Genomic DNA, 14,312 nt, shown 5'->3' with positions numbered 1-14,312 from the left:
CTTTCTAAATCTTGATACCTACTGTAGCTACGATACTGCGCCCATCAGAAGGCCAAATACCCGGCCCAGGATAGAATGTAGGACGTTTTGTAAAATAGCTTTTATTGAGCATATTATTGATTCCCAATCGTAAGGTATATCGACTAGTAAGATAAAAAGTAGTGTTAAGGTCTACTAATGTATAGCTCGGTACCACGCCCCTAGCCCCATTGGCAGTAGGCTGAACAGTGTTGAAAGCATCTGCAAATGTCTTATCCACATAACTCACAAGCAAAGTACTACTTAGCCAACGATGGTTGAATTCAATCCCGTTACGACTCGTCCATCTTGGTACAGATTCTACCGAATTACCACTCACATCCTGATTTTCTTTACCATTACTTATTTTTCCATTTATATACCGGGCATCCATCAACGCCGTAGAAGTAAAGGCAGACAAGCGGGTTTTGTTATTATGAATAAACTCATATTCAATATACATTTCCAGGCCTTTGGTACGGCTATCGCCAATATTGGTACGGAAAATATAAGACGTCCCGTCAGGGTCATTTAGGATGAGGCTACCGAGTCGGTTGTTGTATTGGAGCAAAAACGCACTTATATCATAATGCAAACGCCCCATGCGCCCACTTAACCCAATTTCAGCATTATACCCATTGGCGTCTTTGAGGTTTTTGTCGGCACGCTCCAAGACTGACGCCGGCACAATATCTTTCAAAATCACGGGACGATAAGCCTGTGAAAATCCGCCATAAATCCGATTTTGGGGATTTAATTGATACTGAGTACTCATCCCAAACAACGGGAATCGGTGCGGAATGCTATTAGGAACCACTTCAGGCTTTAGATAGCGTATGTATCCTGAGAAGTCGGTTTGACCGCTTTCCACCCGAAATCCCGGTGAAATTGACCATTTTGGTGTGATATAGAGCAAGTTTTCAACAAAAATAGCTACGTTTTTGGTGCGGAAGTGCATATCACGACCCCAATCATTAGGCACGACAAGGGTCAAATCATAATCACTCCCTGTGGTTCCTTTGCCTATTTGCCGGCGATTGAGGTCGTTGCTCATGATTTGTATGCCTCCCACCACCGTACTACTCATAGCTCCCAACTGATATTGATGCGATAACCGCAACTCCGAAGTGAAACTATTGAACTTATCAATATCTACCTGACGATTTTTATAATCACCAGTAGCAGGGTCGATAGCGTCTTTTACTGTTGCAAAGGCATCAATCATGACACTGTTTCGGAAACCTAACACCATAGAATTTGTCCACAACAAACGTGTACGAGGGCTAAGCTGCCAATCAAGCGTCAGCGAAGGCAAATAAATATCGGGCTGATAATAATTTCGCGACCGTGTGGACATCTGAGGATTGGCGGCAAACATACTATCGGTGAGAGGACCCGGAATTTGATATACGTAATCGGTATGCCCTACTTCTGCTTTAAGCGAAAGCTTCGACGAAAAATCATACTGCAACCTCACCAACTGCGCCTGAGCTTCTGACCGACTATCTTTACGATACCCGTTGGAGTTTCGACGATGATAATAAGCGTAATAAGTCAATTTTCCGACTTTTCCACCTATAGCATTATAAGAGCTAAATAGGCCAAATGACCCCGCCGAATTAATACTTTCAAACCCAAATCTTTTGGTAGTATCGGCCTGCTTGGATACATAATTAATCATTCCTCCAAACTGAGCACCGTACTGCAATGAGCCAGTGCCACGTACAATTTCTACCCGTTCAAACGACTCTGCGGGAGGATTGTAGTGACTTGCGGGATAGCCATACATATCGGTATTTCCAATGACTCCGTTATAACGCATATTAAATTCCCAACTACGGTGCGGATCAAGGCCACGCGTAGAGAAATTGATTTGGTTGCCTGAGCCATCCATATCATATACAAATACTCCGGGTATTTTTGCAAACATTTGTCGGGGAGTACGTTCAGCAATATTTGCATTAATACCTCCAAATTGTATCACTTCGTTTTTCTTACCTGCGTTGAGGTACGTACCCTGAACATCTGGCAAGCGTTCGATTTGAATTCGTTGACGAGCACCAATGATTTCAACTTCCTTGAGAACACGTGCCGAATCACTTTTCACGGTTTGAGCATTTGTACCATGGAATGCTATTAACATCCCAATAAGAGTGTAGATTCTTTTCATGAGTTAGATACTTATCCTGCTGCAAAACAGGAGATTACTTATTGTTTAACAATTATCGTGCCAAAATTATTTATACTGCTGCGTATCAGGGTGAAAAGTACGCCAACTGTGCCAATATTCCTGATATGCGTTCACCCTTAATAAGTCGGGGTGCATCGGTTGGAGAGATTCTCCAAGGAGGCTATATTTAATTCCTCCTCCATCAATGAGAGTATCATTTTGAAGGACAAGTTTTTGTCCAGGTGTAGCACGGCGTAAGGCTACAAAACTCTGCTTGTCGGAAGCCAAAATGAGCGTAATAGGCAAATAGCCAATCATGTCGTTGATTACTTTGGCTTGTTGCAAATCATTCCAGTCATAGGCTTTGGTGCCACTGCTTACTTCTATCCCTACTATCCAAGATTTTTCTTTCCATGAGGCAGTATCGCGACGAGTAAGAGCCGATTTCTTTTTACCTGATTCGTAAGTACTCATCGAATCATACTTTTCCTGAAATTTTGTATCAGGCTGCATCACTAAACTTCGAGGATGATAAGTAAACCACTGTGCAAGAGCCACTTGAACTACATCTAACTCGGGTAAAGTCTGACCTTTAAGTTTACCAGCGATTGCCTCACCATTGGCTTGTCTCCACCAGCTACCTGTAGTATTATCTTCAAACATAGCATTGAAATGATCCATTCCTACCAATCGAAACTGTTCTACTTTTCCATTGACGATTGGTTCAAAAACCCTCCCTGTACGGCAGACGGTACAGTAAGTCACAATGATAGGCTTCCCCCCCAAAGTATCCCTAACTTGATGATGGTAGCCAATGTATTGAATCGGATAAGCCCGTGCTTGTCCATTGATTTCAACACCAATTACCAATCTTTTTGGGTCAACTTTGTTTTCGGCAGCATTCTTTAAAATTAAAGTGGAAGGTTGATAAAACATGGAGTCGGCAGCCATGACGAAATTAGCCACATAGGCCAATACCAAAGCCCCTACCACCACACTACCTGCTATCCATTTGGCGATTTTTGATGATTTAGTCTGAAACAAAGACAAAGCCCCCGCCAAAATCATAATCCCAAAAATAGCCCGAAAAGCCCAACGCCAAGTGTGCAAAAAATAAGCAATGTCGATGCTATTTATACGTTGACTACCAGGCATGGGCATGATGAAATAAACATTGGCTATTTCAAACAGCACCAAACCTATAATACCGATATAAAAAATTACTCTCATAATTCATCGTTTTTTAGGCACATTTAAAATCATTTTTAGAAAACCCCCAGCAATATGCTGGGGGTTTTGTCCATTCATTCAACCTATGATGTAACAGGCACGTAGGGTGCGGATGCCGAATATCCATTGTCGGCAATCCGCAATGCGCGCAATCGGTACACATTTTCTTCTGTAGGAGCAATAGTCGCTAGACCATCCACGTAGCGATTAAACATACAAAATGCTGCCGCAATCAAGACCGTATCATGAATGTCTTTGTCGGTAGCACCCTGTTTTTTCGCTGCCTCTACTTGTTCAGTAGTTACATTTTTTCCTCCTTGTTGGACACTCCCAGCAATTGAAAGCAAAGCCTTCATCTTATCAGAGAGTGTAGTTTGCTCAAAATCACATTTGACCGCCTTCACAAAAGACCAATCTGTATCTCCCAAATAATGACTAGCCACGGCCCCATGAATGGTCTGGCAAAAAAAACAGTCATTTTCAGATGAAACATAGGTCGCGATTAGCTCTCTTTCTCCCCTGCTCAATCCGTCGTCGGTTTGCAATAGCGCATTGGCCAAGGCATTCATGGGATCGGCAGTTTGAGGACTAAAATTCATAGGGCCTAGTATGCCGGGCATCCCTTCGGGCAATGATATATGTGGCATTTGATTAGCTCGTTTAACTAAAATAAAAACCTTAATTAATTTTTTTCTCAGCTAGCTTCGTCCCCTCGACCCGTGCTCGGATTTTGGCAAAAGCAATCTCACGAGCGGTCGAAACATCATCCGCAAAAGGAGAAAATCCACAATCATCAGTAGAACCCAACTGACCCACCGAAATATAATCCGCAGCTTCCAGCAACAACTCACTGACTTCTTCGGGGGTCTCAACACGTGGATCTAGGACATTGGTGACACCCAGAAATACTCGTTGATTAGGCTGTATATTGTCACGAATAGATGTTAGAACTGATTTTTTATCTTGTTCTGCCGCGTATTCCAAGTAAAAATTACCAACATTCAATTGAAAGAAAAGCGGAAGTAAATCAGTATAAGGAATATCTGCACTATGGGTCGAATCATGATCTCCTCCCGGACACGTATGGATACCTATCCGACTGCGCTCCGCTGCCGTAAACCGCTCCAGTACTTTGTTGTTTAGGTCAATAAACATTCGTAATAGCTGTTTACTTGGATCAAGTTTCAGCGCCAACCGTGCTTCTGTAAAATCAATTTGGACATTGTACGCTCCTTGGTTGAGGCAACGACGGATATCTGCTTCTGCTTCTGCCAGCAAATCATTGATAAATTGCTCTTGCGAATACCCCTCAATTCCTTCTTGAGGATACAACAAACTCATAGCAGAAGCCGAAATAACAGCTTGTTTGACGGGCAAACTCGTATATTTTTGGGCTGTTTTCAGATAACTCTCTGCGTAAGTTTGATAATGAAAAGGTCCTGAAACCAGCTTAGGTAACTGACGTGTATGCCCATCCGCAAATGGGATGATTACGCCTTCAGGCGCTAGTTGTTGAGAACCATGAATAGGATAAGTAGCAAAACTGGGTTTTGACTGTTCACCATCAGAAATCACTGGTGAGCCTGTTGCTTCCAATTCTTTGATGGTTTCTTGAGTAGCTTTCTCAAAGAGTCTTGTCAACTCATTGCCTTCTATTTCACCTTTTCCAAAAGCCGCCATGGCTTGCTGTAAATAAGCAGGCCGAGGAATACTCCCAATAGGTTCTGTGACGATTATATTCATTATTTGATTGGTTTTGAATTAAATATTAGTTTTCAGCAACTATTGACCCATTGGTTTGGGAGGAATATACCCCAACGTAGCCATCCGTTCGCCCATTGGTTCATAGGCTTCAAGTCCTAGAGGTGTAACCGTGGCCAAGCCATCCACGTAGCGATTGAACATACAAAAAGTGGCGGCAATCAAGACTGTATCATGAATTTGGCGGTCGGTGGCACCTAATAAGCGTGCATTGGCCACCAATTCGTCCGTTACGGTACGGGCATCTTGCTGCACACACTTGGCAATGCCCAAAAGCGCCTTCATTTTTTCCGAAATCGGAGCTGTTTCATAATTTTCAATCACCGCATCTACAATTGATTTATCTTGATTAAACAAATACCTCGCTGCTGCGGCATGACTACAAGTACAAAAAGTACATTCGTTTTGAGCAGAAATAAAAGCCGCAATCAATTCTGCTTCCGCTTGACTAAACGATGATTCGGTACCACGCAAAAGAGCCTCTGCTAAAGCATACAGTGCCGCCCCCGTATCAGGGCGATAAGCTGCTAAACTTCTAATACCCGGAAAACCTTCAGGAAGTGTAATATGTGGCATATTTTTACAAAATTTGAATGTGTATGGGTTATGAATCGATACCTAAAACCTCTATTTATCAGCTTTTTTTACTGATAAATGCTGCTACCAAAGCCACCAAAAAGGCCACCGAAAAAGTCAACAGAGCATGGCTTAGCCCTCCAAAGAAAGCAACCATTGCCCCCACAAAAAACACGGAGGTCGCCGTAAAGAAACGTCCAATGTTGAAGCAAAAGCCCGTAGCAGTAGCTCTGATAACCGTTGGAAATAATTGAGGAATATAACTCGAAAGTGTGCCTTGACTTATCCCAAAAAACAAAGCCAAAAGCCCCATTTCAAAGTAGATGATAGGACTAAAAGTAGTATTGGTTAAAAACAACAAAAATGAGATTAAAGAGCAGCCCAAAAAGGTAAAAATGAGACACTTCCGCACCCCAAGTGCTTTTATTAAAAAACCAGATATAGCTCCTCCGCCAATACCTCCCAATCCCAGCAACATCATCGTAATTCCCCGCTCCTGTTGTCCGCTGTGGCCTTGTGGAAGCAATGATTGCACCCACGTGGGCACCCAAGAAAATATCCCCCACAGACCAATCAATACCGCCCCAAAAATAATAGTACCAGTGAGGAGATTGGGACGGTTGGACGCCTCCCACAGATGCGTTCTATGGGTAACATCTGTCGCTTGAGCAGTTTTCCAAGCTTCTGATTCAGGGAGCCATTTGCTCATAATCAAGGCCGTCGTGACAGGAATGAGACCCACCCAAAAAGCATCTCTCCAGTGCGCAAAGAGTATATTAATACCGCCAGTAGTGACAATCCCTATCGGGAATGCCACTGCCAAAATCCCCAAAATAACGGGGCGGGTACGTACAGGCCAGATTTCCGATAGATACACCGTCGAAATCAACAATACTCCCCCAATACCCATTCCGGCTACAAATCGGCATCCTATCAGCATGTACCAATGAGAAACAAATACCGTAAGCAAGGTAGCTATACCGTACAAACCTGTAGCAAGCGTCAAAGATTTGACTCGCCCTATACGGTCACTGACCACTCCAAACATCAATCCTCCTACTCCCCAACCATACAAAAAAGCAGCTCCTATATATGCTCCAATTTCACCCATACTTGCTTCTGTGATGTGCTTTTCTCCTAACAGCTCAGGAATAGCCACTGGCAAATAGACCGACATCAGCGTGGCGACTGACCCTCCAAACCAGTAACTCAGCATACAAAGCCCAAACACTAGGCCTCTACTGGAAATACTTTGAGAGGTAGTTGTGTTGATTTCCAAAGCTTTCATAAGGCGGTCGATTTATCGAAATAGTTCATCAAAGTTGAGACTCACATAATACAACCCTCCTACCGCTGGCGAACCATAGGCTTGCATGATGTAGGTATTGGTGAGATTGGAAGCACCGAGTTTTACAACGGTCTTCAAAGCGGGAAGCTTGTAGCTGACTTGAGCATCTAGTAGGCTATAGGCATTGATTCGCCCAGGGCGATTTTCGGTAAATGTTCCGTACCAATCAAATGCACTTTGCCAATGCCATGCTACATTAAAACCAAGCTTATTGGTAAGTTTAGCATTACCAAAAGTCAGGTTGGTCTTCCAAGAAGGAGTATTGAAAGGGGGAATATTGCTCGGATTGGCATTGCCCAAGTTAAAAGCAGTCCAAGTAGTATTGGCAGCTAGACGATAATTATTGGGCAGCGAATATCCTAAACCAGCACTTACCCCTTGAATAGAAACTTCATCAGTGGCATTGGTATAAAGCTGAAATGCTTGGGTTTTTCCACTCAAAATATCTCCTGCCGCTGCGGGGTTGATACTTCCATCGGGTAGAGTCACTGTACTTTCAGTCCGAATCACAACAGTATTGATAATAAAATCAGTGTATTGGCTGTAATAATAACCCACATCAAGCATCAATTGCGGAGTAAGCAATCCCTTGTAACCAACCTCCACACTTTTTACTTTTTCAGCTTTTATGTAAGGTACATTGGATTTCACCAACTTGTCTTTGTGATTGGCAACTGCCGTAGGAAAAGGTACCCCCTGACCTAATTGAGCCCCTGCGGCTCCCGCAAATGCCCCCACCGAAGCAGCCGTAAATGAATTTTCGTAGGCATTCATACCTGCGGCATTCACAGGTACACCTCCTAAGATAATGATAGGCCCAACATTCAGTTTGATGTACTGATCTCCAATGGTAGGATTACGAAAGCCCGTTTGGTAAGAGGCTCTGAAATGATGATTGTCGTTTGCTGAAAAGACAGCGGAAGCACGCGGAGTAAAACGACCCTCAAAATTTTCGTTTTTGTCGTATCTTCCTGAAAGCGTGATTTTAAGATGATTTTTCAACAACGACTTAGACGCTTGGGCATAGACTCCATATTCGGTATTGGTCAGGTTTTTGTCTTTATCATCAAATAAGCTACCCCCTGTATCTAACTTATACTGACGATAATTGGCCCCTACTTGCAATGAGAAAATAGAAAAATGAGGCGTAAAATCATACATCCCTTCTATATGTCGCAGCCCACATCTACTCAACACACCCGCCCCTTGAATACCGTAGGTTTTAATGAGTTTTTCCTTCGCTGACTCAAATTCAGCAGAGCCTGAAAGCAAGCGCCCTTGGTCAGCAAAAGTGCGGGCAGACAAATGGTTTTGACCAGTTACGCCATTAATATTTCCGTTGTAAGCGGCCTCATAACGTTCAAACCAAGTAGCGTCGGCTTTGTCGGGGGTTACTACGTTTCCGTTTAAATCGCGTACCCATGTGCGGTTGATTTGCTGACCGAGCGAACGGGTATTGTAAGAATTATGCGAGTTTTCTGCATTGGAATAAGCTCTAAGAAAAAAATGGCTCCCTTTTAATTCTGCCCGATGCTGCGTCAGCACAAAATCATTGATTACGAAGCGCCCGCTTCCGGTATATTGGGCTGTCCCTTGCAAACGATTAATAGCATAAATAACCTCCAAGTTGTCTTTGATACGATAATGAAGGGCTCCATTAAGCTTAAAGCTATACACACCGTAATTGGTGAGGTCTTTTTCTTCATAGCCTGTCCGTGATACGCGCCCTATTTTATCAAAAGTCCGAGCTACCTCATCGCCATAAATATTCAATGAATTTTTTCCAGGATTGTTAGGTCCTCGACTGGCAGCGGGGGTATTAGGGTCGATATCCGTATAATCATTGGCATACCAGTCGGTTCCGGTCAAATACGAAGCATTTACTTTAAAAGCAAATTTATTATTAAACGCTTTGGCATAACGAATCGCAAAATCTCCCATCGGTTTTGCTCCAAGCCCTGGGCCGTCAGCAATATGGTTTAAACCCACTTTAGTTTGTAAACTTAGGCCTTGATATTGAAAAGGGTTTTTGGTTTTCATGCTCAACATCCCATTGAAAGCAATAGGACCATACAAAGCTGAGGCCGCACCCGGAATCAACTCCACGCTTTCCACATCTAAATCATGAGGCCCAAACAAGTTTCCCATTGCAAAACCCAAACCAGCCGATTGATTATCCACATTATCAACCAACTGAAGAAAACGGCTATTGCCCGTTGTATTAAAACCGCGAGCATTGATTTGTTTATACGTCAAGCTACTTGTTACCATATCCACTCCTTTCAGATTATTGATAGCATCATAAAAATTGGGAGAAGGGCTATTTTGAATAGAACGAATGTCCATTTTTTCGACTGTTACGGCCGAACGCAAGATGTTTTCCTCAATCCGCGAAGCCGAAACCACGACTTGGTCGATGTCTGAAGCACTTTCTTTCAAAGAAATGGTCAATGGTTCACTTTTTTGTACATTGATTTCTTGTCGTTCATATCCCACCATTGAAATGATTAAAGTAGTAGGTAAAGAGCTAGCTAGTTCAAAATTGCCTTTTAAATCAGTGACAGTACCTGCCACTTTCCCCTTGACAGCAATCGAAACGCCCACCAAAGGGCGCTGAGTATCAGAGTCAATAATAGCCCCTCTCAACTGCACCTGTTGTGCATGTAAGGTATCTGTCGCCCATATTGCTATGGTACATACCCAAAAAAGTATATGTTTTTTCATAATAAATGCCAATCTTTAATGCCCCTCTCAAGAGCAATGAGTCATACTCCCGTATGAATTTTTGATTATCTACGCTGGCTTTGAATAACCTCCCGGAGGTCGCATATAGCCACGAGCTACGATTCTCTCCCCCAAAGTCTGATAAAATGCCGGATCAGCAGGTGCGACGGTAGCAAGTCCATCCACGTATTTGTTGTAAAGACAAAACAAGGCCGCAATCAGCACAGTATCATGGATTTCGAGATCGGAGGCGCCCGCTTTTTTGGCTCTTTCGATAGCCTCTCCCGATACCGCTTTGCCACTTTTTTGAGTGAGTGCCGCGATATTGAGCAAGGCTTTCATTTTATCAGACACTGGAGCCGATTCAAAATCCAACTTGACAAGCCGAGCCGTTTCGGACTCACCCAAAAGCAAATCAGCGGCCTTTGTGTGAGCAGCTTCACAAAAGTTGGTGCAGTTTCGTGAAGACACAATCGTCGCAATCAACTCTCTTTCACCTTCGGTCAAAGAGGATTCGCCCCGCAACAAAATCTGCGTTAAATCACGAATCGGCATAGCCGTGTCCAAACGGTATTCGAGCAAGCCCGTAATACCAGGCAAATGCTCAGGTAGTGGTATGTGTGGCATACAACAAATGGTTGATTTATAAGTATTTTAATAAAAATCTTAGCTACTCTCACAAATAGAGCAACTACCATAAAAACCTAAAAATCAACCTCTTCGGGAGGAGGAGAAAAAAGAGGCAATGCCCTTAAAAGAAGCGTATAAGTGATGCTAATCGATGGTGTGGTGTCGGGAAGCCATTCTACCCAAAAGAATACATGCAGCCGCCCAAACGACACATATTCTTTGAGAATACTTAAAGTTTTATTTTTAGAAGAATCATGAGTACTACCATTGTAATCTTTGATGTGATTATCAATGTGTTGGGCTAATGCAAAAAAGTTTTTGCGCGCATGGTGGTCAGACTTACAAGTAATATAAAGGGTATCATTAAGCATGATTTGCTCTACCATCTCAAAAAACTCCTCCCCTACTTGAATACTCCCTTGTACGGGTTGAGGCGCCGTCCAATTTGTCTGATATGGCAATGCTACCGGCACTTTTACCGTGATGTACTCTTCATTCAAAGTAGAATCAGACTGAATTTCTTGCTTATGCAAAGCCACATTTCCCCCCAACCAATAGACTATCGAATAGCCTACCATGTTGTAGAGCAACAAGCTAAATAGCAATATCGAAACCAGTCTCTTCAAGTATAGGGTTTATTTTTTTTCGGGAAAAGCCGAAACATGTTGTTCAATAATAAGCCATTTACCGGCGCGTTTTTCAAAAACAAACAGATAACGAACAGGCTTTTTTTCGCGTTGCCCATCAGCTCCATTGACATCAAATACCCAAGAGCCTGAACACGTAGCCACATCACCAAAAATCCGAATTCGTTGGTCATTATTTAAGGTCGCTACTGGTTTTTTGGCAATGAGCGTTTGTAAAAAGGTTTTTCGCTCATCGGCTGTCAGCGCTTGATTGATAAAAGTTGGAAAAAAAACGGCATCGCTCGCATACTGAGCCATTACACCCTCTAAATCTCCTTTTACTAGGCCATTATGCCAGTTGGTAAGTTGTTGAGCAACTTCTTGCTTAGGGCCATCTTGAGCAAAAATAAAATGTATACTTCCGAATAATAGAAGTGTTGAAAAGATATATTTCATGAATAATGAATTTGACCTAAAACCCCTTTAATGGCTTGATTGTCCTATGTTCAGGGTTGAGAAGGTTATACCTTCCCAACCTTCTGAACATAGCTAAACAAACACTTATGTTATTAAAAATTATTGTGACTACTTAACAATACGCTTATAGCTTACAGCCTAAAGCGTATTGTTAAAAATGTTTTTTTATACGCAACGATTCTTCCTAAAAACATCGCAAAAAATGCCTACTGCTTAAAGCTTACTGCCTAAGGATAAGTAGTTACAAATGATTTAGGATGGTAGTTTCTTACAAACCAGAGCCATCTGCTTTGCCACGTGCAATGGCATATTCGCCAATGACTTCTCCATGTTTTAGCCCCATTTCACAATCTACCCGATAGTGAATCAAACCATAGATACGTGACACAGATGCCTCTAAAGCTTGTGCATCAAACTTAGCTGCTTGCTCAGGAAATAGATACCCTAGCACAGTAGCCGCTGCTGCCGAAAACGTAGAATGCCCCGATGTATAGGAAGGAAAATTGGGCAAGCCCACGGAAGTTTTCAAACCAAACTGCTGAGGACGAGGCGTATAATAAAAATACTTGGCATCCCAGCAAGCAATTCCAGCATCCATTTCGGCAGTACCCACAAGGGCTAATGTACGCGCCATACGTACTTCACTAAAACGTGCTTCGTGAGCAGCATTGGCAGCCGCGCGGTGCCAATGCCCTGGTGGCGTATAGCTACCTGCCCCATCAGCCCAATAATTGGCAATACGGGCTTGTTCGCGGGTTTGTTTATTCTGGATTTGTTTTAGTTCATCCATATCCTTTTGCCATTCGGCCGAACCTACTACATACGGAATAGCAGGACGAATTTTAACCATAGTCGCCTTGTCAAAATTCCAAGTCTGAACAGCACCAAAATTGGGCAACATAGGCGGACGTAAAGGAGCCTCTTGGCTTATCCAAGGGTCTTTGATACCTCTCGTTTTGGCTGATTCTATCATCGCTGCCACCAATGTTTGATTGTTGGAAGCTCCCATGCCGTCGTTGCGGGCTTTACCCATTACCTTTGCTGCTACGGCATTTCCCAACGAGGTTCCTGCCGTCAAATCGCTCGTGACATTCATACCAGCCCACTGACGGCTCGCCAAATGTTCTTTCATTTTTGCATCCAAATAAGGTACTTCGCCAGGAAACATGGCTTTTAAAATGGTGACCGACGCCGCTGCAACCACGGCATCTTCTGAAGGATAAGCCGGCAAAGCTGAAACTGGTAACGCCACCGGAATACTCGTATCTACTTTTGAAGGAGCAGAGCGTTTGTATTTATATTTATAATGCCACGCCGAAACTAACGCATCATACTGCGCCACCGACAAATACGCCAAAGCGCGTGAAGCATAGGGAGGATTAGCAAAAGGAAACTTAGGATCGGCCAACGGATTGGCGGCATCTGGCAAAGGATATTTTCCTTCGGCATTTGAAGCGGGAGGAATGTTGTAACGAGCGCAAAGCTCACGGGCGATTTCATTCCACCGATACGCCGCTCCCGCTCCCCAATATACCACTGCTTCTTTTTGTTCTTGGCTTAGATTAGAAGCCAATCCCTTTAGTGCAGATAGCTCAGCGGTATATTCTGATGAGGTCACTGCCAGAGGTGCTGCAACTTCGATTTCATCACTCGAAGCCAAAACATAGGTTTTCCAAGTGCCTGCTTTTTCATCTACCGCCACAGGTGTATATCCCACTCTTTGGGGCTCTTCAAGGTCTTTATTACAAGCTATTACTATCACTGCAAGCGTGAGTAAAGCTGTGCTATATTTTATAAAAGTTGAATAGGGTTTCATCAGTTAGTCAAATTAAAAGTTATTTTTTTACACCAAACATATAAAGTACCCCTACTGTATAGCTAGTACTTTGTCCCATATTGAGGCCATTTGTTACATACCCTATACGGGCATTGACACCAAGCGCTTTAGGTTGAAACTTACCATACCAACCCACCATAGTAGCCTGCATATTATTGGTGGGAAAAGGCATATCATTGCGGCGAATATTGTCGCCATTAACACACGAATTGCGCTCTGCCCAAATTTCGGTTTGCCATTGTTTTTTCAAAATTCCCACTCTAGCACCCATATCATAAGCGTTCGGAACTCGCACTTCGTTGGTATTGTATACTTTATCATCAGCCTGATACGCATCTCTATCCACGCTGATATTACTGCGCCACATATAAGTACCGTGCGCCGTAACATAGATACCCGTTTTGGGATGGGTATAATTGGCCAAGACCCGCCCTGAAGCCGTGCGACATTGTAGCCCTATCGACATTGGTAAAAAATCTGGGACATACTTGCTAACAGGTAGTGAAATGCCCACTAAGCCATTGAGTGAAAAGCCTTTCCAATCCACCGCTTTTACTTTGAGCCAGCCTCCCAAATCCTGAAAACCTTTTTGACCCATAAGATTCCCTGCGCTGGTTTTAGTCCATACATAAGGCAAACTCAAAATGACATTGAATCGATTGGTAATTCCTATTGCGGGCATTACCATTACGCTTTGGGTCGTATGAGTCCCGATATTCAGGTTTTCACGCTTAAGGGTATTTTCCCAGTATTCTTTCCAACTACTGTGCGTGTACATCGTGCCTACGCACACTACGCCTTTAGGCATATAAATGGCGTCATTGGGCATCTGAGCATAGGCTGTAGTGTAGCCCAATATAAGTGCTGACAGCACCAATATATATAGATTTTTCATAGGTTATTTGAAATGTATTT

At 43.1% G+C, this 14,312-nt stretch carries 12 protein-coding genes; all 12 read right to left on the bottom strand.

The features are described 5' to 3' along the window. Positions 1–4 precede the first annotated feature (4 nt). The 12 genes from P1X15_RS12370 to P1X15_RS12315 all read right to left on the bottom strand — a co-directional run bounded on the left by P1X15_RS12370 (position 5) and on the right by P1X15_RS12315 (position 14,292). Complete coding sequence (locus P1X15_RS12370; protein ID WP_277338434.1) at positions 5–2,188, bottom strand: TonB-dependent receptor domain-containing protein; 2,184 nt, start codon at positions 2,186–2,188, stop codon at positions 5–7. Positions 2,189–2,254: 66 nt separating this feature from the next. Next, positions 2,255–3,418: a DUF3179 domain-containing (seleno)protein gene (locus P1X15_RS12365; protein WP_277338433.1), complete on the bottom strand. Its 1,164-nt coding sequence runs from the start codon at positions 3,416–3,418 to the stop codon at positions 2,255–2,257. Positions 3,419–3,501: 83 nt separating this feature from the next. Next, entirely contained in the window at positions 3,502–4,065 is a 564-nt protein-coding gene (locus P1X15_RS12360; protein WP_277338432.1) for a carboxymuconolactone decarboxylase family protein, read from the bottom strand. Positions 4,066–4,096: 31 nt separating this feature from the next. After that, entirely contained in the window at positions 4,097–5,161 is a 1,065-nt protein-coding gene (locus P1X15_RS12355; protein WP_277338431.1) for a cobalamin-independent methionine synthase II family protein, read from the bottom strand. A 39-nt stretch (positions 5,162–5,200) separates the two neighbouring features. Then, positions 5,201–5,755 carry a carboxymuconolactone decarboxylase family protein gene (locus P1X15_RS12350; RefSeq protein WP_277338430.1) on the bottom strand — a complete coding sequence of 185 codons (555 nt, stop codon included), beginning with the start codon at positions 5,753–5,755 and terminating at the stop codon, positions 5,201–5,203. Positions 5,756–5,813: 58 nt separating this feature from the next. After that, on the bottom strand, positions 5,814–7,043 hold the full coding sequence (locus P1X15_RS12345; RefSeq protein ID WP_277338429.1) for an MFS transporter: 1,230 nt from the start codon (positions 7,041–7,043) through the stop codon (positions 5,814–5,816). Between the two features lie 12 nt (positions 7,044–7,055). Then, positions 7,056–9,827 (bottom strand): TonB-dependent receptor, encoded by a 2,772-nt coding sequence (locus tag P1X15_RS12340; RefSeq protein ID WP_277338428.1) that lies wholly within the window; start codon positions 9,825–9,827, stop codon positions 7,056–7,058. A gap of 69 nt (positions 9,828–9,896) precedes the next feature. Further along, a complete protein-coding gene (locus tag P1X15_RS12335) occupies positions 9,897–10,454 on the bottom strand; it encodes a carboxymuconolactone decarboxylase family protein (protein WP_277338427.1) in 558 nt (185 codons plus the stop codon). A gap of 77 nt (positions 10,455–10,531) precedes the next feature. Beyond that, on the bottom strand, positions 10,532–11,083 hold the full coding sequence (locus tag P1X15_RS12330; protein ID WP_277338426.1) for a hypothetical protein: 552 nt from the start codon (positions 11,081–11,083) through the stop codon (positions 10,532–10,534). Positions 11,084–11,092: 9 nt separating this feature from the next. Next, a complete protein-coding gene (locus tag P1X15_RS12325) occupies positions 11,093–11,539 on the bottom strand; it encodes a DUF4440 domain-containing protein (protein ID WP_277338425.1) in 447 nt (148 codons plus the stop codon). Between the two features lie 289 nt (positions 11,540–11,828). Next, positions 11,829–13,376, bottom strand: coding sequence for a phosphatase PAP2 family protein (locus P1X15_RS12320; protein WP_277338424.1), 1,548 nt, complete (start codon positions 13,374–13,376; stop codon positions 11,829–11,831). 19 nt (positions 13,377–13,395) lie between these two features. After that, positions 13,396–14,292 carry a hypothetical protein gene (locus tag P1X15_RS12315; protein ID WP_277338423.1) on the bottom strand — a complete coding sequence of 299 codons (897 nt, stop codon included), beginning with the start codon at positions 14,290–14,292 and terminating at the stop codon, positions 13,396–13,398. Positions 14,293–14,312 lie beyond the last annotated feature (20 nt).

Origin of the sequence: Runella sp. MFBS21 (assembly GCF_029433105.1) — a bacterium.
GTDB lineage: Bacteria > Bacteroidota > Bacteroidia > Cytophagales > Spirosomataceae > Runella.
This window is presented reverse-complemented; position numbering and strand designations above follow the sequence as displayed.

What these genes read in the sequence shown, in the direction of transcription:
- P1X15_RS12370 (WP_277338434.1), bottom strand. Translation starts at nt 2,188, where the DNA reads ATGAAAAGAATCTACACTCTTATTGGGATGTTAATAGCATTCCATGGT.
- P1X15_RS12365 (WP_277338433.1), bottom strand. Translation starts at nt 3,418, where the DNA reads ATGAGAGTAATTTTTTATATCGGTATTATAGGTTTGGTGCTGTTTGAA.
- P1X15_RS12360 (WP_277338432.1), bottom strand. Translation starts at nt 4,065, where the DNA reads ATGCCACATATATCATTGCCCGAAGGGATGCCCGGCATACTAGGCCCT.
- P1X15_RS12355 (WP_277338431.1), bottom strand. Translation starts at nt 5,161, where the DNA reads ATGAATATAATCGTCACAGAACCTATTGGGAGTATTCCTCGGCCTGCT.
- P1X15_RS12350 (WP_277338430.1), bottom strand. Translation starts at nt 5,755, where the DNA reads ATGCCACATATTACACTTCCTGAAGGTTTTCCGGGTATTAGAAGTTTA.
- P1X15_RS12345 (WP_277338429.1), bottom strand. Translation starts at nt 7,043, where the DNA reads ATGAAAGCTTTGGAAATCAACACAACTACCTCTCAAAGTATTTCCAGT.
- P1X15_RS12340 (WP_277338428.1), bottom strand. Translation starts at nt 9,827, where the DNA reads ATGAAAAAACATATACTTTTTTGGGTATGTACCATAGCAATATGGGCG.
- P1X15_RS12335 (WP_277338427.1), bottom strand. Translation starts at nt 10,454, where the DNA reads ATGCCACACATACCACTACCTGAGCATTTGCCTGGTATTACGGGCTTG.
- P1X15_RS12325 (WP_277338425.1), bottom strand. Translation starts at nt 11,539, where the DNA reads ATGAAATATATCTTTTCAACACTTCTATTATTCGGAAGTATACATTTT.
- P1X15_RS12320 (WP_277338424.1), bottom strand. Translation starts at nt 13,376, where the DNA reads ATGAAACCCTATTCAACTTTTATAAAATATAGCACAGCTTTACTCACG.
- P1X15_RS12315 (WP_277338423.1), bottom strand. Translation starts at nt 14,292, where the DNA reads ATGAAAAATCTATATATATTGGTGCTGTCAGCACTTATATTGGGCTAC.